The following is a 19,234-nucleotide window of genomic DNA, read 5'->3' as shown; positions in this document are numbered from 1 at the left end:
GCTTGCTGAAATAGATTATGTCGATTATCTTAATTTCTCAACAGGTATTGCCTGTCTCGTCTGATCCCTTTCCCAAGGAGTTGCCCATGCCACTGGTACGAATCGACATCATCAAACAGAACGACCCGGCTCACCTGCAGAAGATCGGGCAGGTCGTCTACAACTGCATGAAGGAGACCATCAACGTTCCGGACCATGACAACTTTCAGGTGCTGACCGAACACGAGCGCGACCGCCTGGTGTATGACGCGCAGTACCTGGGGATCCAGCGTTCGGATGGCCAGGTGTTCATCCAGATCACCCTCAACGAAGGGCGCACAGTGGATCAGAAGAAAGCCCTGTACCACGCCATTGCCCATCGTCTGAAGGAAGTTGCGGGGGTGAGGCTGGAAGACGTGTTCATCAGCCTGGTGGAAGTGCGTAAGGAGAACTGGTCATTCGGCAATGGCGTGGCGCAATACGCGACCTGACTCGATGCATCTCGTAGGAGCGCGCTTGCCCGCGACCGCGCCGGGTCAGACACCGCGATGTTGAATGACACACCGCCGTCGCGGGCAAGCGCGCTCCTACAGGTTTGTGGCGTGTTCGAAAGGCCGTAGCAGCCGGGCTTGCCCGCGGGTCGATCTTGAGGCCGCCCCCGCCGGCAAGCCGTGCTGCTACGGGTTTTGGCGTCGTTCCCGACTGCATGCCCACCCCAATTCCCGTAGGAGCGCGCTTGCCCGCGACGGCGCCGGGTCAGACACCGCGATGTTGGATGACACACCGCCGTCGCGGGCAAGCGCGCTCCTACAGCGTTGGTCACTGGCGCGCGGGATTTCACTGGGCGACGATCAGCTCGATGGTCAGCCCGGGGGCGAGGCTGACCCAGAGCTGGCGATCACTGAGCTCGTCGCTTTCGCTGATCTGGTAGGCAATGCCATGGTTGCGCAGGCGGCTGATGATAGCGTCCCACTGGTTCAGGTCATCGATGCGCAGGGCGATGTGGTCGATGCGCGGGGTCACGCGCGCAGCGGGCAGGCCGCCGGTGGCCTGGGTGAGGTGTATCAGCGGGCGGTCCTGATGATAGAGCCAGGCGCCCGGCACGCCGAACCCTGGCCGTGGGCCGAGGGTCAAGCCCAGTACCTGCGTGAAAAACCCGACAGTCTTGTCGAGCTCCGGGGTGACGATGTTGGCGTGATCCAGATGCATGTGCGTGCCCAGGTCGTTGAATGAAGTTGCGCCATTCTGCAAATCCGCCGGGCATTTGATAATTGACCTGACGGTTGATGGATTATCAAATTAACTGGAAAAATCCCGCTGTTAACCCAATCAGACCGATCAGTTTAAATGCTGTTCGACCCACCCGCCTGCTCAAACCGCTCACGCAAGAAATCCAGCAGCGCCCGCACCCGTGGCGCCAGGTAGCGACTGCGGGGATAGAGCGCATACACCGGCGCTTCGGCGGTTTGCCACTCGGGCATGACCCGAACCAGGCGGCCTGCTGCCAGATCGGCGCGGATGTCCCAGATCGATTTGAGCGCGATACCGTGGCCGTCGATTGCCCACTGCCGTGCCAGCGCGCCGTCATTGGTTTCGCGGGCAGCTTCCAGCGGCACCTTGAAAACGATCATTTCATCTTCACTTTGCAGCCGCCACTCGCTGGCCCATCCCGATTGCCCCGACACGATGTGCTCGAAATCAGCCAGTTGCCGTGGATGCAAGGGCGTGCCCCTGCGTTGCAGATAACCCGGTGCGGCGCACAGCACGCGGTGGTTGTCGGCCAGTTGCCGGGCAATGAGCGAGCTGTCCGGCGGCACACCGAAACGGATCAGCAGATCGACATCGTCGGCGATCAGGTGTGACAGCGAATCTGACAGCAGCAGGGCGGGCACCACCCCGGGATAGCGCGCCGTGAATTCATCAAGCCATGGATTGAGCACGTGACGCCCGAAGTCCGATGTGGCCGAGAGACGGATCTTCCCGCGAATTTCCTTTTTCTCCGCCGACAATGCAGCCCGTGCATCGTCCAGCGCCTGCAAGGCCTGACGGCAATGTTGCAGGTACAGCCGCCCCTCATCGGTCAGCCTCAATTGGCGCGTGGTGCGTTCGAACAGGCGGGTAGATAGCGAAGCCTCCAGCTTGAGCAGTCGGGCACTGGCCGCGGCCGGCGACAGCCCTAGCTTGCGGCCGGCGGCGGAGAGTCCGCCCAATTGCGCAGCCTCGACGAACAGGCGTATGGCTTCCAGGTTGTCCATGATTATTCCGCTATTTTTGAAAATCCATCAAAGACTAGCCCAATTATCAAACCCCGTACCTGATTGCAGACTGAGCCCATCCCCTCTCACTCGCTCAGGAAACTCACCATGACAACGTCTTCTTCGTTATTCACCCCCATCCAGTTCGCCGGCCTGAACGCCGCTCACCGCGTCGTGATGGCGCCCATGACCCGCGCTCGCAGCAGTCAGCCCGGCGATGTGCCCAACGCGCTGAACGCGCAGTACTACGCCCAGCGCGCTTCGGCGGCATTGATCGTCACCGAAGCGAGCCAGATCTCGCCTCAAGGCAAGGGCTACTCATTCACCCCCGGCATCTACAGCGATGCCCAGGTCGAGGGCTGGCGTGGCGTGACCCAGGCCGTTCACGCCGAAGGCGGGCGGATTTTCCTGCAACTGTGGCATGTGGGGCGTATGTCCCACCCGGACTTTCATCAGGGCGAGCTGCCGGTGGCGCCGTCAGCAGTGCCGTTTGAAGGCCAAATCTGGAAAGTTGACCCGGCCACAGGACTCGGCGCCATGGTCGATTGCCCGACGCCCCGGGAACTGAGCCGCAGCGAGATCGCGCAGATCGTCGATGATTTCCGTCAGGCCGCTCGCCGCGCCATCGACGCGGGCTTCGACGGTGTGGAAGTGCACGGCGCCAACGGTTACCTGATTGACCAGTTCCTGCGCACCACCTCCAACACCCGCACCGACGAATACGGTGGTTCGCGCAGCAATCGCCTGCGTTTTCTGCGGGAAGTGATCGATGCGATCAGCGACGAAATCGGTGCCGAGCGCACCGCGATTCGCCTGGCGCCGTTCTTGACCGCCCGTGGGATGGACTGCCCGGACATTCTGCCGACCATTCTTGAAGCCGCGCAGTATCTGCAGGAAAAGGGCATCGGCTACCTGCACCTGGTCGAAGCCGACTGGGACGATGCGCCAGTGTTCACCGAGTCGTTCCGCCAGGCGCTGCGTGAACGCTTCGCCCGTCCGATCATCGTTGCCGGCAACTATGATCGCGCCCGCGCCGAGTGGGTGATCGCCAAGGGTTATGCGGACCTGGTGGCATTCGGCAGGGCATTCGTCGGTAACCCTGACCTGCCGCTGCGCCTGGAACGCGATCTGCCGCTGGCGTCCCTGGACCCTGCCACCTTGTTCGGCGGCAACGCCCAGGGCTACAGCGACTATCCCGCCGCCGCCACCGCCCAGGCCTGAGGCGCACATCCTGGCAGCGTACCGCGGTGCGCTGCTATTCCACCGCTTCGGCCACCCCTTGATCCTCACCCAGAAACCCGCCGCTCTGGTGCTGCCAGAGCCGCGCATACACGCCGTTCTTCTCCAGCAACTGGGCGTGGGTGCCCTGTTCGATGATCCGCCCGTCATCCATGACGATCAGCCGATCCATCGCCGCAATCGTCGACAAGCGGTGGGCGATGGCGATCACCGTCTTGCCCTGCATCATCTCATCCAGGCTTTCCTGAATCGCCACTTCCACTTCCGAATCCAGCGCGCTGGTGGCTTCGTCCAGCAGCAGGATCGGCGCGTTCTTGAGCATCACCCGGGCGATGGCGACACGTTGACGCTGGCCACCGGAGAGCTTGATGCCGCGCTCGCCGACCAGAGTGTCATAGCCGCTGTTGCCTTGCTTGTCGGTCAGTTGCGAGATGAAACCATCGGCCTGGGCATTGGCGGCGGCGCTGCGGATCTGCGCATCGGTGGCGTCGGGCCGGCCGTAGGCGATGTTGTCGCGGATCGAGCGGTGCAGCAGCGAAGTGTCCTGGGTGACCATGCCGATGGCGCCGCGCAGGCTGTCCTGGGTCACGTGGGCGATGTCCTGGCCGTCGATGCGGATCTGCCCGCTGTTGACGTCGTAGAAACGCAGCAGCAGGTTGATGAGCGTGGACTTGCCCGCGCCGGAGCGGCCCACCAGACCGATTTTCTCCCCCGGCTGGATGCTCAGGCTCAGGTCGTTGAGCACCTGGCGTTCGCCGTTGTAGTTGAAGCTGACCTTGTCGAAGGTCACCGCGCCGCCGGTGGTCTTGAGTTCGGTGGCGTCTGCGGCATCCTGCACTTTGGGGCCACGGGTCAGGGTCGCCATGCCGTCCTGAACGGTGCCGATGTTCTCGAACAGCGAGGTCATCTGCCACATGATCCAGTGCGACATGCCGTTGATGCGCAGCGCCATGGCGGTGATCGCCGCGACCGCACCGGTACCGACTTCGCCCTGATGCCACAGCCACAGCGCGTAGCCGCCGGCGCCCATGATCAGCGCGACCACCAGCGCCTGATTGACGATCTCGAACTGGCTGACCAGACGCATCTGGCGAAAGCCGGTCTGTTTGAAATCTTCCATCGCGGCACGGGCGAAATGCGCCTCGCGCTTGGAGTGGGAGAACAGTTTTACCGTGGTGATGTTGGTGTAGGCATCCGACACGCGCCCGGTCATCGAAGAGCGTGCATTGGCCTGCTCCTGTCCAACTTGCCCCAGACGCGGCACGAAGTACCACATGGCCACGCCGAACAGGGCGATCCAGGCCAGGAACGGCAGCATCAGTTTCAGGGCAAAGCCGCCCGCCAGCGCGATGATTGCAATGAAATACACGCCGATACCGGGTGCGATTTCGATCACGGTGAACAGCACTTCGCGCACCGCGAGGGCAGTCTGCATGACCTTGGTGGTCACGCGGCCGGAGAATTCGTCGGAAAAGAACGACAGGCTCTGGCGCAGCATCAGCCGGTGGAAATCCCAGCGCAGGCGCAGCGGCAGGTTGATCGCCAGCACCTGGTGCTGAACCATGGTACGCAGTGCAACCAGCAAGACGCTGGTCAGCAGGACCAGGCCGATGCCCCACAACACGCGGCTCTCCTGGCCGCCTGAATCGCCGCCGTTCTGCCACGCCGAAAGCAGGTCGACGACCTGTCCGAGGAAGGAAAACAGCCAGGCTTCGTAGATCGACACCCCAGCGCTGAGCAGTGCCAGTGCGAGGATATAACCCCGGGCGCCACGGGTGCAGGCCCAGAGGAAACGGGCCAGGCCGACGGGGGGCGGTGGCACCTCGTCAGGCGGAAAAGGGTCGAGCCAACGCTCAAACACACGAAACATACGGGTCTCCATAACCATCAAGTCATGGGGATTCTGCCATCTATCGGGTGGCTTGAGGGGATCAATGGCAAGGGCGCGTGCTGTCTGCCAGTGGCAGGCCTGTGATACGGCAGACAGTTCGCGCCCTGTACGCTGACCAGATCAGCCAGCGTGGATGCGGCACTATTGCCCTTTGGTGCGGCTGCTGTCTTGCGAGCCTTCACCGCCTGAGGTCTTGCTGCCGAAGCCCGAATTGCCGCCGCTACCGGCTTCGCCACCGGAGCCTGGCAGGGCAGTGCCCTTGGTGGCCTGGCCGTTGGTGCCTTCGGGGCTGGATGATTTATCCGTCGATGTGGATTTGCCGCTCGACGTCGATGCCGAGTTGCTCATGCCGCTGGAGGTGCTGCCTGGCGTGGTTTCAGCCATTACCGGCATTGCCAGTACACAGGTCAGGCCAGTCATGGCCATCAAGCAGGTCAGTTTCTTGTTCATTGGAATGACGCCTCATCGTTGGAAAAAACGGAGCAGGGCGATGGCGTCTTCGCCGATCGCAATATTGTTGTGACTGGCCGGCGCAGCGGAAAGGTTTGAAAAAATGCCGAATCTGCGATGAACGGTTGCAGCACTTCATGAATGAATGGAATGAGCCCGCGACTATTTATCGTTTGTCTTGCCCGGCAGCCCTCGCTTGAATGGACGCACTTTCACCAGGAACTGCGACAGGCCATGAATCAGGACTGCATCAGCCAATCGATCAACATCGTCCACCCCGTGGAACTGACCCATGGCCGCAACGCGCAGGTCTGGGACACCCACGGCAAGCGCTACATCGACTTCATTGCCGGCATCGGCGTGCTCAACCTGGGCCACTGCAACACCGCTGTGGTCGAGGCGATTCGCGAGCAGGCCGGGCGCATGGTCCACGCCGCGTTCAATGCCGTGCCCCACGATCAATACGGCGCGTACATGCGCGCCCTCGCGGGGTTCATTCCGGTCAGCTACCCGGTGTCCGGCATGCTCACCAACAGCGGCGCGGAAGCGGCGGAAAACGCCCTGAAGATCATCCGCGCCGCCACCGGCCGCGGGGCTGTCGTGGCCTTTGACGGTGGCTTTCATGGCCGCACCCTGGCGACCCTGAACCTCAACGGCAAGGTCGCGCCGTACAAACAGAAGGTCGGCAGCCTGCCGGGGCCGGTGTTTCACCTGCCATATCCAAGCGTCGACACTGGCGTCACCGCCGAGCAAGGGCTCAAGGCGCTGGAGCGGCTGATCAGCGTGGAGATCGATGTCGAGGAAATCGGTGCGATCTTCGTCGAGTCGGTGCAGGGTGAAGGTGGTTTCCTTGCCCTGGATGCCGGGTTTGCCAAATCCCTGCGCGGGTTCTGTGATCGCCACGGCATCGTGCTGGTCATCGACGAGGTGCAGTCCGGGTTTGGTCGCACCGGCGAGCGCTTCGGTTTCACCCGCCTGGGGATCGAGCCCGACCTGTTGTTGCTCGGCAAGAGCATGGCCGGCGGGGTGCCGCTGGGTGCGGTGGTCGGTCGCCGGGAGCTGCTCGACACCTTGCCCAAGGGCGGGCTGGGCGGCACCTATTCCGGCAACCCGCTGGCCTGCGCTGCAGGGCTGGCAACGCTTGCGCAGATGACCGATGAAAACCTCTCGCGCTGGGGCGAGGAGCAAGGGCAGGCGATCGCCCGCTATCATGCTCGCTGGAAAGAACGCTTCACCTGTGTCGGGCGCCTGAGCGGTGTCGGCGCGATGCGCGGGCTGGAGCTGGTCAACCCTGACGGCAGCCCGGCGCCGCAACACCTTTCGGCGATTCTGGCCAGCGCCCGTGAAGCCGGGCTGTTGCTGATGCCCAGCGGCAAGGCGCGGCATATCATCCGCCTGCTGCCGCCGTTGACCACCGAACCGGCCATTCTGGAAGAAGGCCTGAATATCCTGGAACAATGCCTGGCTCAACTGGCCTGAGCGGAGACCGTCCAATGAGCAATTTCGTTTCCCCTGATCGCATTCGCGCCGATTTTTCCCGGGCCATGAGCGCCATGTACCAGCAGGAGGTGCCTCTTTACGGGGACCTGATGCAACTGGTCGCCGACACCAACGCCCGCACGCTCCAGGCACAGCCTTCGCTGGCCCAGGCCTTGACCCACACCGGAGAAATCGAGCGCCTGGACCTTGAGCGACACGGCGCGATCCGCGTCGGCACCGCAGAAGAACTGGCGACCCTGGGCCGGCTGTTCGCGGTCATGGGCATGTTGCCGGTGGGCTATTACGACCTGACGCCAGCGGGCGTGCCCGTGCACTCCACCGCTTTTCGTGCGGTGGAGGAGGCGGCGTTGCGCGCCAGCCCGTTTCGCGTATTCACCTCGCTGCTGCGCCTGGAGCTGATCGAAGACACGCAGCTTCGCGCCTTCGCCGAGCGCACCCTGGCGGCGCGACAGATCTTCACCCCGCGGGTCATCGAGTTGATCGAACAGGCCGAGGGCGAAGGTGGCCTGAGCGAGGCGGCTGCCAGCGAGTTCGTGACCCAGGCGCTGGAAACCTTCCGCTGGCACGGGCAGGCCACGGTGAGCCTGGCCGATTATCAGCGTCTGGATGGTGCCCACCGCCTGATCGCCGACGTGGTAGCGTTCAAGGGCCCGCACATCAACCACCTGACGCCGCGCACCCTGGACATCGACAAGGTTCAGGCCGACATGCCGTCCCGTGGCATCACGCCCAAGGCTGTGATCGAAGGTCCGCCACGACGCCAGTGCCCGATCCTGCTGCGCCAGACCAGCTTCAAGGCGCTCAACGAAGCCATCGATTTCGTCGGTGCTCAGGGCGTGGAGCAGGGCAGCCACTCGGCGCGCTTCGGCGAGATTGAACAGCGCGGTGTGGCGCTGACGCCCGAGGGCAGGGCGCTGTACGACTCCTTGCTGGGTCAGGCGCGGGAGGCGCTGGGGGGCTTCCCTTCAGAAGCCAACGCGCTGCGCTACAGCGAATTGCTGGCCGACGTCTTCAAGGCGTTCCCCGACGATTACGACACCCTGCGTCGCGAGCGACTGGCGTTCTTCCGCTACCGTGCCGTCGAGCCTGCGGGCGCCGGGGACGAGGCGTCTGCCGATGTGGAGGCGCTGCTGGCCAGCGGGCGTCTGGCCTGTGAGCCGCTGGTCTACGAGGACTTTTTGCCGGTCAGTGCCGCCGGGATCTTCCAGTCCAATCTGGGTGACAACGCCCAGGCTCAGTACGCGCAGGTGTCCAACCGTGACGCTTTCGAGCAGGCGCTGGGGCGTGAAACCCTGGATGAACTGCAGATCTACGCGCGCACCCAGCAGGCCTCGCTGGACAATGCCCTCAAGGCGCTGGGCGTGCCCGGCCACGCCGCAGCGGTCTGACTCAAGGTCATTGTCGGTGCTTCATTGCACCGACAGGCCCTGGGCGATGGCGCTGGCTGTGTCGATATGGCACAGCCGGCCCTGATGGTCGAACAGCACCCATTCATTGCCCATGCAGCGCAGTTGCGCATGGTGCAGCGGCCAGTGCAGAACTGCGCACAGGCGGTCACTGCTGCGGTGAATGAAGTGCCAGCGGGCGTCATCCTCGCCGACCCCGTAGCAGACCACCAGCCACTGCTCGAACGGGTAGACGTGCAGCGGGTCGACCGACTCTTCAAGCAGGCCGGGCAAGCGATAGCCCTTACTCGCGCCGTTTTCGTGGACCATCAGCACCGGGTCGCTGTCGGCGGCGGACTTGATCCAGTATTCGGTGGTGCGGCCAGCCGCGTTGAACACCTGGGCGCTGTGGGCCTGATGCCTGGCAGGCGTCGGCTCTCGGCTGAGCAGGCGGCGGTCGGGCAGGCGGTAGTGCCAGATCAGGCTCTCTTGCCCGGTGTGCAGCAAGGCTGACTCGTTGCGCTCGTCATCGCGGATGTAGGCCACTTTCCCCGGCAGGTCGCTGACGTGCCAGAGGGTTTCGAACTTGCGGTCCACGACCACCACGCGCAACTGTTCGCCTCGGCCCACCGTCCAGGCGGTGCCGTCGAAGGTTCTGGCGAAGGCGTCGAGCATCAGCACCCCCAGGTCGCTGGCGCTGCGATTGACCAGGTCCAGTTTGCAGATGCGCCAGACATCGCCGCGCCGGGCCAGCGCCAGTGCAACCTGACGGCTCTGGCCCTGGACGATGACCTGGGTCGGCACCGGGAAGTGAAAGAGCGTCTTGCCGCTGGCGTCGACCACCAGTGCGCCAGCCTCGCCCAGCGCCAGCAGGAAGCGTCCGTCGGGCAGCGGCACCGCGTCAGAGATGCTGCGGTTGCCCGGCTCCGGCGCGGTGAAGTTCAATGGCTGGCTAGCCCGTTCGAGGCCCAGGCTGGCGAGTCTGTTGCGCGGCAGGGCGTTGCCGGGCAGGTCGGCCTGCAGCAGTTTGTCCTTGCTCATCTTCACCAGCGCTTGCAGCTGGTTCTGGCTGAGATACGCCTGCGGCCCGGCCTGATCGCAGAGCATGGCCCGCACGGTCGCGGCGGCGAGCCAGGCCAGCGCTGGGCTGTGGGTCTTGTGGGCCAGCAGCGCCTGGGCCAGGGTGGCGCGTTCGGTGATGCGCTCGGGGTCGTTGCGCAGTTTGTCGACGAAGGCCTCGTAGCGGGTGAGGGTGTCGGGAAGCAGGATGGCCCGCTTGACCAGCGCGCTAATGGCCAGGCTGCCGCCAGCGGATTCGGCGGCGAGCAGCCATTGCGCGGCGCGCTCGCGTTCGGCCGCAAGGCTCCAGATCACGTCCACCGCCTGCAGCCACAGGCCTTTGTCGATCAGCGCCAGCGCCCATTCCAGGCGCAGGCGTGCAGCGGCTTCAGGCCACTTCTTCTCGAGCAGGATCACTGCGTCGCAGAACGCATTGTCCCGCCGCGCCACCTGCAATGCCCGTTGCCAGTCCCCGGCCAGGCACAGCAGGCGCACGATGGTCGAGGACGGCATGTCCCAGGCCAGCGCCAGGTCGGCGGCCTGCTGCTGACGCTGGTGTTTTTCCAGGTAGTCGAGTGCTTCCTGTCGGGCCCTGAGCAGTTCGGCCAGGACGAACACCGCTTCTTCGATGCGCCCCTCGCGGTCCAGCCGCTCGAATGAGGCTCGGTAGATCTTCTTCAGATGGCCTTCCAGATCGGCTTCGAACAGCATGTTCGACCGTGGCCCCGACTGCTGCGAAAGGGTCAGGTCGTTGCGCCGGGTGGGCGTGCCGAATGCCTGGCCGCCATCAGGATCGCCGCTGCCCAGCGGGATGGCGTGGCGCAGCGCTTCCTGCAGATCGCCATTCTCGAACATCTCCAGCATGCGCTGCATGTACGCCGCCTGACGCTTGCCGTACAGCGCCGACAGCCGCGAGTTCTGGGTCAGGCGCGTCAGCCAGCGTCGCCACCTGGCCGGACCACGCGGCTTGCCCGATGCCCGTGCCCTAATGCCAGGTTTTACAGGACGGGCGGCGGGTGCAGCGTTGCCCTTGGCGGTCGCTTTGACGGCGGCGGTGCCTGCCTCGCCGCGGCGCATCCAGGCGCGCACCGCAATCAGCGCCAGCGTCAGGAGCAGCGATCCTGCGATTGTCCAGAACACCGCACTGCCCAGATCGAATGTAGATGGGTCTGCCGCACGCGCAGGCTTGACCGCCCTGGCCGCAGAACCCGCCGGGCTCACCTGGGAATTGTTGTAAGTGTGCAGCCCGTAGAGCCCGAAACCCACGGCCACGGCGACGTAACCGGCCATGCTGTCTTTGATCAGGCCGGCGCCTTGCGGGGCATTCACCGGGTTGGGCGTGGGTTTGGCAGCAGGTTTGCTGTTTGCCGTCGCCGTGCGCTGGCGCTCGAGCAGCGCTCGCATCACCGCCTCCCGCTCGGGGCTGACCGGGGCGAGGGCATCGCCGAGGATTTCGCGGATGTTGGTCTGCACGGCCAGTGGCTCGGTTTCGGCTTCGGGGAGCACGTCGCGGCAGTCATAGGTGTCGAGCAGGGCGTACTGGCTGACGTCGATCCACTGGCCCGGCGCCAGGGTCGTGGCATCGCGCAGGTGCAGGGCGTTGACCTGGGTGCCGCGCACCAGCCAGACATCGGCGTGGGCCAGGCGCTGGATTTCTTCCTCCCTCAGCCGTGCCGAGCAGAGCGTGCGGCCCTGGCGGATCAGCGGCCAGCCGGCAAGGCCCTCGCACAGCCTCGAACTGGCCTTGGGAAAGCGCAGCAGGTCGCCCTCGGCAAAGCGAAAGGCCCGGGCGCCGGTCTGCCAGTGGGCGAGGATCAGGCGAGCCCGTTCCTGCTCGCTGAAGCGCTCGGCGGGAAACCACAGTGCTTCGATCTGCTGGTAGCCGGTCAGCGCCGGACGGCGAATGGTGACTGCGTCAGGTCCGGACATCGGCGTTGTCCTCCACATCCGCTTGGGTCTGATTGCACATGATCTGCAACACCCGGTGGTCAGTGCGCACCGAATACACCACCAGTTCCCTGGCCTTGGTCAGCGCGGCAATGAGCCCGCTCATCGGGCAGAAGCTGATGCGTACGATGGTGTCGTTGGTGGTGAACAGCACGTGTTGCTCGCCGCGCTGGTACAGCGAGACAGTGCGCTGGATGGGGCCGGTCAGGACCATGGAAAACACCCCTTCGTCGTCGATCAGCAGCCCCAGGCCTTTCCAGCCGGGGGCGAGGTCAAGCTGTTCGGTCTGCCCGTCCGGCGACACCAGTTGCCACTGTTGCTGATCCTCGACCTGGCGCATCCAGGCGCAGCCGGCAAAGGCCTGCTCCCAGCGAGAACTGGCCGGGAACAGTACCTGATCGACCTGTCTGGCCGTACCGACCACATGGCCCTGGCTCTGGGTGAGCCAGGGATTGATCCGGTGCACGTAGAGCCTGCCGGCATCCAGGCGCAGATAGGCCAGCATGCTGCGGTCGACCTGGGCCATGCCCACCACCTTATCGGCCATGGAGTGGGTGATACCGGGCTGGTGCGGGGTGGGCAACTTGCCGTTGTCGATCACCCAGAATGCCAGATGGCCCTGATTGTCGAGCAGGAACACCCGGCCATAGGTGCCGTTGTGCAACCAGATCACCGGCAGCAGCGCAGCGGTGCCCACAGGCGCCTGCAGTTGCTCGCGGCCTGGCCTTGGAACGTGCTTGACCCCGGCCATGTTCCAGAACACCAGTTGTTCATCCATGCTCAGGATCGCCCCGGGCATGCGCCCCGGGAAGGTAATGGCCAGCGGCGTGCCCCGTGCGCTCCAGTGAGTCTGGCGCACGTCGAGGGGTTTTTTCTGCCGTGGTGCCGGCAGCTTGATGACCACCAGCCCCGGCTCGTCGAGCATTTTCAGGGCAACATGGCTGCCGTTGTTGGCAATGATCGGTGCCAGCGTCAACGCGACCCGAGGAATGTGCGCCTTGATCGCTGTGCGGGCGATCTGCCGGGCGATGTCGAACTCGCCTTTGATCAGTTGTAGCGCCATGCGCGGCTCGGGGTTGGGCAGGGCGACTTCCCGCGCCGTGCCGCCTTGCACCGCGAAGGTCAGGCTATGGCCGTCGAGGCTGCGCTGGATGTGCACCCGGTGGGTACAGGTGCTGGCATCGGTGGCGGGCAGGCGCTGGCCGACGAGCCAGCGTTCGCCGCTGTCGTACGCCTGTTCCGCGAGCCAGTCGCGCCAGGCGTGCCAGTGTTCATCGCTGACGGTGTGGTAGGTGCGGGCGTCGAGCAATTGCTTGAGGTGCGCTGCGTCCTTGAACTCATGCAGGTGCGGCCTGTTCTGCAGGATGCCCCAGCGCAATTCTGCACCGGCTTCGCGGGCACGGCGGGCAAGCAGGATCAGCAATGCCAGGTGCACCAGCCTCGGTCCGCCCAGTTGCAGGGGGCCTGCATCGAACAGCACGACAATCATGCGATTGGCCTGATGGGTGCGGTATTGCGGCGCCAGAAACAGATGCTCGCCCACCGCCGCCCGACGCAGGAATTCATCGGGCAATTCCTCGGCCAGCAACCACTCGCTGGTCAGCAGGCGCTCATAGGGGCCACGACGCTGCAGGTCGCCCAGGCCGTCGGGTTCGGGCACGCCGCCCTGGTGCATGCCGCGCAACGGGCCGAGCAGCGGATTGAGGCGGGCGAAGAGGTCCGCCAGCAGGGGCAGTTGTCCGGGGGTGAACCATTGCAGCCATTCGCGCCAGGGTTGCAGGGATTGCGGTAATTGCATCAGCGACCTGCCCACCCGTCATGAATGCGTTGCAGATGCAGGGCCGTGACAGGCAGGCATCGGTCCAGCGGCAGCACCACGGCGGGTGCATGCCACAGCAGAAGCGGCGCGCGGGCGAATCGGTCGAGCAGCGCCTGGCCTATCAGATCCAGTGGCACATCGGGTTCCCAACTGGTGGGCAGCCACAGACCGGGCGCCGCGGGCTCGGCGCAGGCGTACTCGACGCCCTCGACCCACGGCAGGTCAACGGCATCTGCGGTGACGATCAGCACTTCGCGGTTGGCGGTGGCTTGCAGGCGCGCGGTCTGTTCCTCGGGCATGCGCAGCAGCCTTGCGTGCAGGCGTGCCCAGGCTTCGCCCCAGGCCACCGCCGCCTGGGGTTGGCCGGGCTCGCGCCGCGCCCGCCAGTTCCAGTCGATGGCAGGGGCGCTGGCCATGTTCGTCATGCCTGGGCCGTCAGCAGGTGGGCCACGCGACCCCGGGCCTCGTGCAGGCGCGCAGGGATGGTCTGGCTGTTGAAATTGGCGTCGATCTCCCGCAGCAGCGCTTCGAGCAACGGGCTGGCCGGCGGTTCGCTGCGGCTCAGGTAATCCTCGGCGGTTTCAAGCAGACGATGCAGGCGCGCCATGGGTTGCAGCGTCGCTTCCTCCACGGCGCTGAACAGGTGGCTGTTGCTGCATTGGGCGAACAGGTCCTGCAACACCTCACGGCCGTGCTGCTGGATCTCCCGGGTCGGCAGCACATAGAGCAGCGGCCAGAGGTCGGCTTCGGTGGCCAGGCGCTGCCCGCGCAACAGCGCTGCGGCGGCGATCAGGCGCTGGGACTTGACGATGCGCCGGTCCGACAGCTGAATGCCGGCCTCGCGCAATCGGCGAATGGCCTGGGCCAGCGCCGGGCGGACCTGGGCCAGATCGACGTCCTTGAGCGCGTGGCCCAGGGTGTCCAGTTGGGTCAGGCCGAGCAACTGTGGCACCGGACGCTGCTCCGACTGCCAGCCGCCGGCGAGCATCGCTTCGAGCTGGTTGTCGGGCACGGCATCGACGAACAGGTGCAGCAGGAAGCGATCACCGAAGGCCGCCAGCGACTCGTCGTCGGGCAGGCCGTTCGCCGCGCCGACACAGACCCGCAACGGGCACTGCACCTGGGTGTGGCCGCGGCGGAAACGCCGTTCGTTGAGGACGCCCAGCAGGGTGTTGAGGATGGCGGTGGAACCCAGGAAAACCTCGTCCAGAAACACGATGTCGGCTTCGGGCAGCATGCCGCTGATGTCGGTTTCCACGGTGCCTTCGCGCAGTTTCTTCAGATCCACCGTGCCGAACAGCTCCGAAGGCTCGGTGAAGCGCCCCAGCAGATACTCGAAATAACGCCCGCCCATGGACTGCGCAACCCGGCGCACCACGGCGCTCTTGGCGGTGCCGGGCGGGCCGACCACCAGGATGTGCTCCTGGGCGACGGCCGCCAGCACGATCAACTCGGCCAGTTGTTCACGGCCAACCAGGCCCTCGGTGGCGGCGCGGACGGCATGGCGGATCTGGGTGGCTGCGAGGTCGAGCGAAGCGGACATGGGGGCATCTTCCCTGATTCTTGAAGGGGTCTATCTTGCCTGAAGGCGAGGGCGAACTGGCAAGTTCATCGGCACGCAAGGCCCAATCTTGAGCCTTGCGCGCGGTCAATCGCGGCTCAACTGCGCCTGCAGCCAGTGGCTGAAGCTGCGCGCCATGGGGTCGTTCTCGCTGTCGCGGTGGGTCAGCATGGCCCAGTTCGGTCCGCGAATGGTGCCCTCCACCAGCGGCTGCAACAGCCCCTTGGCGCGGGCATCCTGGCCGAGCAACTGGCTGACCAGTGCGATGCCAAGTCCGCTGCAGGCGGCGTCCAGCAACAGGCCCGGATCGGAGAAATTCAGCCCCTGATCCTGCTGCCCGACATCGACCCCGGCTTCCACCGCCCAGTGGCTCCAGTCCATCTCGCGCTCGCCGTGCAAGGTGGTGCGCAGCTCGGGGGCCACTGACAGCAGGTCAGGGTGGCACGCCGGGTACAGGCGGTCGGCATGCAGTACCTTGAAGCTGCATTCGGCCTGGGAACTGATGTCGTCGCGCACGGCGATATCGATGGTCTGGGTCGCCATGTCCGGCACTTCATCGGTAGTGAACAGCCACAGGTCGATCCGCGGATGCTCGCGCCGAAACTCCCCAAGGCGAGGCAACAGCCAGTGCCGGGCAAAGGCCGGGGTGGTGTTGAGCACTAACTGGTTGGGCTTCTGATACTGGCCCAGACGGCGGATACCCACCGCAAGCTGTTGCAGCATGGCCTGGGTGGTGCTGAGCAGGTCGTGGCCGGCGTCGGTCAGGCTGACGCTGCGCCCGCTGCGGTAGAACAGCGGCTGTTCGAGATACGCCTCAAGGCTGCGAATCTGCTGGCTGATCGCGGACTGAGTGAGGTTCAGCTCGTCGGCCGCCTTGTGAAAACTGCCCAGTCGGGCGGCCGCTTCAAAGCCTCGAAGCGAGCTGAGTGGTGGCCAGTGTTTAAGCATGATCGATAAGCTCCCCTAATCAGTTTTCGGCAAAATCCATCGTTTGTCCGCCTTTTTTGCCGCACGTAGCATGGAATCCAACGCCAGCACGGCCGTTGCCATTGAACACAATGGCTTAACTCTAAGGGCTTTTTCCATGCAGCAGAACAACAAAAACAGTAGCGGCTGGCGCATGCCCGCCGAATGGGTGAACCACGCAGCGACCTGGATGGTGTGGCCGCACAATCAGGCGCTGTGGGAGTCGGGTTGGCGCGTGACCCTGCCACAGGTGCAGGAGGATTTCGCCGGGGTGGCCAACGCCATCGCCCGCTTCGAGCCGGTCAAGATGGTGGTCGACCCGAGCGCCGTTGCCAGCGCCGAACGCCTGTGCGGACCGAACATCGAGCTGATCCCGCTGGCGGTCAACGACAGTTGGTGCCGCGACTCCGGCCCCAGTTTCGTCTGTCACCCTGAACAGGGGCTGGCCGGGGTGAGCTGGCGTTTCAACGCCTGGGGCGGTAAATCGGTCCACGACCTGGACGAAGGCCTGGCGCGCCGCGTGCTCAACCTGCTGGGCGGACAGTGCTTTGGCACGCCGCTGGCCAATGAGGGCGGGGCGATTCATGTGGACGGCGAGGGCACGCTGATCACCACCGAATCGGTGCTGCTCAACCCCAATCGCAACCCGGGCGTGACCAAGGCCGACTTCGAGGAAGTGTTCAGCCGCCTGCTCGGCGTGACCAAGACCATCTGGCTGCCGGGCGATCCGGATTACGTCACCGGCGACATGACCGACGGCCACGTCGATGGCGTCTGCGCCTTTGCCCGCCCCGGCGTGCTGCTGGTCGATGCCACCCGCGACCAGAGCTCGGTGTATGCCAAGGTGGCGCGAGAGAATCGCCGGGCGCTGGAGCTGGCCACTGATGCCCGAGGCCGCCGCTTCGAGCTGATTGAACTGTTCGAAGCCAGCGAGGCGGTGGACCCGGAGGCCGACGTGTTCTGCGCGTCGTACACCAATTTCTACATCTGTAACAGTGCGATCATCATGCCCGCCTACGGCATCGAGGCGGACCAGGTCGCGGCGCAGACCCTGGCCTACGCCTTCCCCGGTCGCGAGGTGGTGCCGGTGCGCATCAACCATCTGGCCCACGGCGGCGGCGGGGTGCATTGCATCACCCAGCAGCAGCCTGCCTGGCCGGTGGAGGGCTGAGCCATGACTGTGATTAATGTCGCTGCCACGCAGATGCCATGCACCTGGGATCTGCCGAAGAACCTCGACCGCGCCGAACACCTGGTGCGTGAAGCCGCCGCTCAGGGCGCCCAGGTGATTCTGCTGCAGGAGCTGTTCGCCACGCCGTATTTCTGCATCGAGCAAGACCACCGGCACCTGGCGCTGGCTCAGGAGTACGGCAACAGCGCCATCCTCAAGCGTTTCGCCGACCTTGCCCGGGAGCTGGGCGTGGTGCTGCCCTTGAGCTGGTTCGAGAAGGCCGGCAATGCCTACTTCAACTCACTGAGCGTGGCCGACGCCGACGGCCGCCTGCTGGGTGTGTATCGCAAGACGCACATTCCCAATGCTATCGGCTATCAGGAGAAGGAATATTTCAGCCCCGGCGATACCGGTTTCCGGGTCTGGGACACCGCCTTCGCGCGCCTTGGCCTGGGCATCTGCTGGGATCAATGGTTCCCCGAAACGGCGCGTTGCCTGGCGCTGATGGGCGCCGAAGTGCTGCTGTTTCCCACCGCTATCGGCTCCGAGCCCGGCTGCGCCACCCTGGATTCCCGCGACCATTGGCAGATGACCATGCGCGGCCACGCTGCGGCCAATCTGCTACCGGTGATGGCGTCCAATCGCGTGGGCTGTGAAGTGGCGGCCAGCGATGCGGACCTGCAAATGCGCTTCTACGGTTCCTCGTTCATCTGCGATCACAAGGGCAAGCTGCTCGCCGAAGCGGACCGCGAGAGCTGCGGCGTGACGTTGCAGCGCCTGGACCTGACAGCCATGGAACAGGAGCGGCTGACCTGGGGCATCTTCCGCGACCGTCGCCCGGAGATGTACGGGGCGCTGTTGAGCCAGGACGGTCGTCGCCTTCATTCACGCTGGAATGGGCAAGGAGTCTGACATGGGCATCGCTAGCCGATATTTGCTTGGCGCACTGGCTCTGGCCTGCGCAATCCCCGCCGCTCAGGCCGAGGAGAAAATCCTGCGGCTGTACAACTGGGCCGACTATTTTGCCGAAGACACGCTCACCCGTTTCACCACTGAGACCGGCATCCGGGTGATCTATGACGTGATGGACGGCAGCGAAACCCTGGAGGCCAAGCTGCTGGCCGGCGGTAGCGGTTATGACCTAATCTTTCCCGGCGACACGGTGGCCGAGCGCTTGATGCGCGCCGGCAGCCTGCAGCCGCTGGATCAGGGCAAGATCACCGCGCTGGTTGACATCGAGTCTGGTTTGCAGGCGCTGCACAACCATTACGAGCATTCGAGCCAGGCCACGGTGCCCTACACCTGGGGCACCATCGGCCTGACCTACAACGCCGAGCAGATCAAACAGCGCATGAGCGATGCGCCGGTCAACAGCCTTGACATGTTGTTCAAGCCGGAACTGGCGGCGAAATTCGCCGATTGCGGGATCTCGATGATCGATTCCCCCGCCGAAGTGCTGGCCGTGGTGCTCAACTACCTGGGCCGCGATCCACGCAGCGGCAAGCGCGAAGACCTCGCCGCCGCCAGTGACCTGCTGCGCAAGCTGCGGCCCTACATTCGCAAGTTCCAGTCGCAGCCTGTGACCGACCTGGTCAACGGCAACCTGTGCCTGTCGCTGGGCTACAGCGGCGACATGACCCAGGCCCAGCGCACCTCAGACAGCGCTGGCAAGACCACGCGCTTCCAGTACCGCATCCCCAGGGAGGGCACCACGGTGTGGATGGACACCATGGCCATTCCCGTGGACGCCCGGCATCCGGACTACGCCTACGCTTTCATCAACTTCGTGATGCGCCCGGAGAACATGGCCGCCATCAGCAATTTCACTGGCTACCCGACTTCGAACGCCAAGGCGCGGCCGATGGTCGATGCCTCCATGCGCGACAATCCGGACATCTATCTTGATGAAGCCACCTATAAACGCCTGATTCCGGGCAAAGACATTCCCCAGGCCGACATGCGGGCACGCATGCGCACCTGGACACAATTCAAAACCGCAACTGCAAAGTGAT

The 19,234-nt window shown here is 64.7% G+C and carries 16 protein-coding genes; 7 read left to right on the top strand and 9 right to left on the bottom strand.

From position 1 onward, the window contains the following. Positions 1–86: 86 nt before the first annotated feature. Positions 87–470: a tautomerase family protein gene (locus ACIPO9_RS07700; RefSeq protein ID WP_400779798.1), complete on the top strand. Its 384-nt coding sequence runs from the start codon at positions 87–89 to the stop codon at positions 468–470. Between the two features lie 346 nt (positions 471–816). Here ACIPO9_RS07700 and ACIPO9_RS07695 read toward each other — a convergent pair whose 3' ends face one another. Together ACIPO9_RS07695 and ACIPO9_RS07690 are read right to left on the bottom strand one after the other, a co-directional pair. Continuing rightward, positions 817–1,188, bottom strand: coding sequence for a VOC family protein (locus ACIPO9_RS07695; protein ID WP_400779796.1), 372 nt, complete (start codon positions 1,186–1,188; stop codon positions 817–819). A gap of 134 nt (positions 1,189–1,322) precedes the next feature. Beyond that, on the bottom strand, positions 1,323–2,234 hold the full coding sequence (locus tag ACIPO9_RS07690; protein ID WP_400779794.1) for a LysR family transcriptional regulator: 912 nt from the start codon (positions 2,232–2,234) through the stop codon (positions 1,323–1,325). Between the two features lie 108 nt (positions 2,235–2,342). On the opposite strand from ACIPO9_RS07690, the gene ACIPO9_RS07685 reads away from it, so the two are divergent. Further along, positions 2,343–3,455, top strand: coding sequence for an alkene reductase (locus ACIPO9_RS07685; protein ID WP_400779792.1), 1,113 nt, complete (start codon positions 2,343–2,345; stop codon positions 3,453–3,455). A gap of 34 nt (positions 3,456–3,489) precedes the next feature. Here ACIPO9_RS07685 and ACIPO9_RS07680 read toward each other — a convergent pair whose 3' ends face one another. Together ACIPO9_RS07680 and ACIPO9_RS07675 are read right to left on the bottom strand one after the other, a co-directional pair. Next, the gene (locus tag ACIPO9_RS07680; protein ID WP_400779790.1) at positions 3,490–5,343 is read right to left on the bottom strand and encodes an ABC transporter ATP-binding protein; all 1,854 of its coding nucleotides are present in this window, start codon (positions 5,341–5,343) and stop codon (positions 3,490–3,492) included. Between the two features lie 162 nt (positions 5,344–5,505). Further along, entirely contained in the window at positions 5,506–5,814 is a 309-nt protein-coding gene (locus tag ACIPO9_RS07675) for a hypothetical protein (RefSeq protein ID WP_274130361.1), read from the bottom strand. A 234-nt stretch (positions 5,815–6,048) separates the two neighbouring features. On the opposite strand from ACIPO9_RS07675, the gene ACIPO9_RS07670 reads away from it, so the two are divergent. Further along, entirely contained in the window at positions 6,049–7,293 is a 1,245-nt protein-coding gene (locus ACIPO9_RS07670; RefSeq protein ID WP_400779788.1) for an aspartate aminotransferase family protein, read from the top strand. 14 nt (positions 7,294–7,307) lie between these two features. Beyond that, a complete protein-coding gene (locus ACIPO9_RS07665; protein ID WP_400779786.1) occupies positions 7,308–8,702 on the top strand; it encodes a VOC family protein in 1,395 nt (464 codons plus the stop codon). A gap of 21 nt (positions 8,703–8,723) precedes the next feature. Here the strand turns inward: ACIPO9_RS07665 and ACIPO9_RS07660 are convergent, their stop codons facing one another. The 5 genes from ACIPO9_RS07660 to ACIPO9_RS07640 form a co-directional block, all read right to left on the bottom strand. Beyond that, entirely contained in the window at positions 8,724–11,687 is a 2,964-nt protein-coding gene (locus ACIPO9_RS07660; protein ID WP_400779785.1) for a bpX6 domain-containing protein, read from the bottom strand. Continuing rightward, the gene (locus ACIPO9_RS07655) at positions 11,674–13,503 is read right to left on the bottom strand and encodes a hypothetical protein (RefSeq protein WP_400779783.1); all 1,830 of its coding nucleotides are present in this window, start codon (positions 13,501–13,503) and stop codon (positions 11,674–11,676) included. Before ACIPO9_RS07655 ends, ACIPO9_RS07660 begins: the two co-directional genes overlap by 14 nt. After that, positions 13,503–13,940, bottom strand: a complete 438-nt coding sequence (locus ACIPO9_RS07650; RefSeq protein ID WP_400779781.1) for a hypothetical protein — start codon at positions 13,938–13,940, stop codon at positions 13,503–13,505. Before ACIPO9_RS07650 ends, ACIPO9_RS07655 begins: the two co-directional genes overlap by 1 nt. A gap of 5 nt (positions 13,941–13,945) precedes the next feature. Continuing rightward, positions 13,946–15,067: an AAA family ATPase gene (locus ACIPO9_RS07645; protein ID WP_400779780.1), complete on the bottom strand. Its 1,122-nt coding sequence runs from the start codon at positions 15,065–15,067 to the stop codon at positions 13,946–13,948. A 105-nt stretch (positions 15,068–15,172) separates the two neighbouring features. Then, entirely contained in the window at positions 15,173–16,033 is an 861-nt protein-coding gene (locus tag ACIPO9_RS07640) for a LysR substrate-binding domain-containing protein (RefSeq protein WP_400779778.1), read from the bottom strand. Positions 16,034–16,169: 136 nt separating this feature from the next. Here ACIPO9_RS07640 and ACIPO9_RS07635 point away from each other — a divergent pair, with 136 nt between their 5' ends. From ACIPO9_RS07635 to ACIPO9_RS07625, 3 genes are read left to right on the top strand one after another with little or no spacing between them, the layout of a single operon-like run. Beyond that, positions 16,170–17,222 (top strand): agmatine/peptidylarginine deiminase, encoded by a 1,053-nt coding sequence (locus ACIPO9_RS07635; RefSeq protein WP_400779776.1) that lies wholly within the window; start codon positions 16,170–16,172, stop codon positions 17,220–17,222. 3 nt (positions 17,223–17,225) lie between these two features. Next, positions 17,226–18,134 carry an N-carbamoylputrescine amidase gene (aguB, locus tag ACIPO9_RS07630; protein WP_400779774.1) on the top strand — a complete coding sequence of 303 codons (909 nt, stop codon included), beginning with the start codon at positions 17,226–17,228 and terminating at the stop codon, positions 18,132–18,134. A 1-nt stretch (position 18,135) separates the two neighbouring features. After that, positions 18,136–19,233: an extracellular solute-binding protein gene (locus ACIPO9_RS07625; RefSeq protein WP_400779772.1), complete on the top strand. Its 1,098-nt coding sequence runs from the start codon at positions 18,136–18,138 to the stop codon at positions 19,231–19,233. Position 19,234: the final 1 nt, after the last annotated feature.

The organism is Pseudomonas sp. NPDC090203, assembly GCF_044746765.1.
Classification (GTDB): Bacteria; Pseudomonadota; Gammaproteobacteria; order Pseudomonadales; family Pseudomonadaceae; genus Aquipseudomonas; species Aquipseudomonas putida_AD.
Note: the sequence above shows the minus strand (reverse complement) of the source record. Positions and strands in the feature narration are given on the sequence as shown.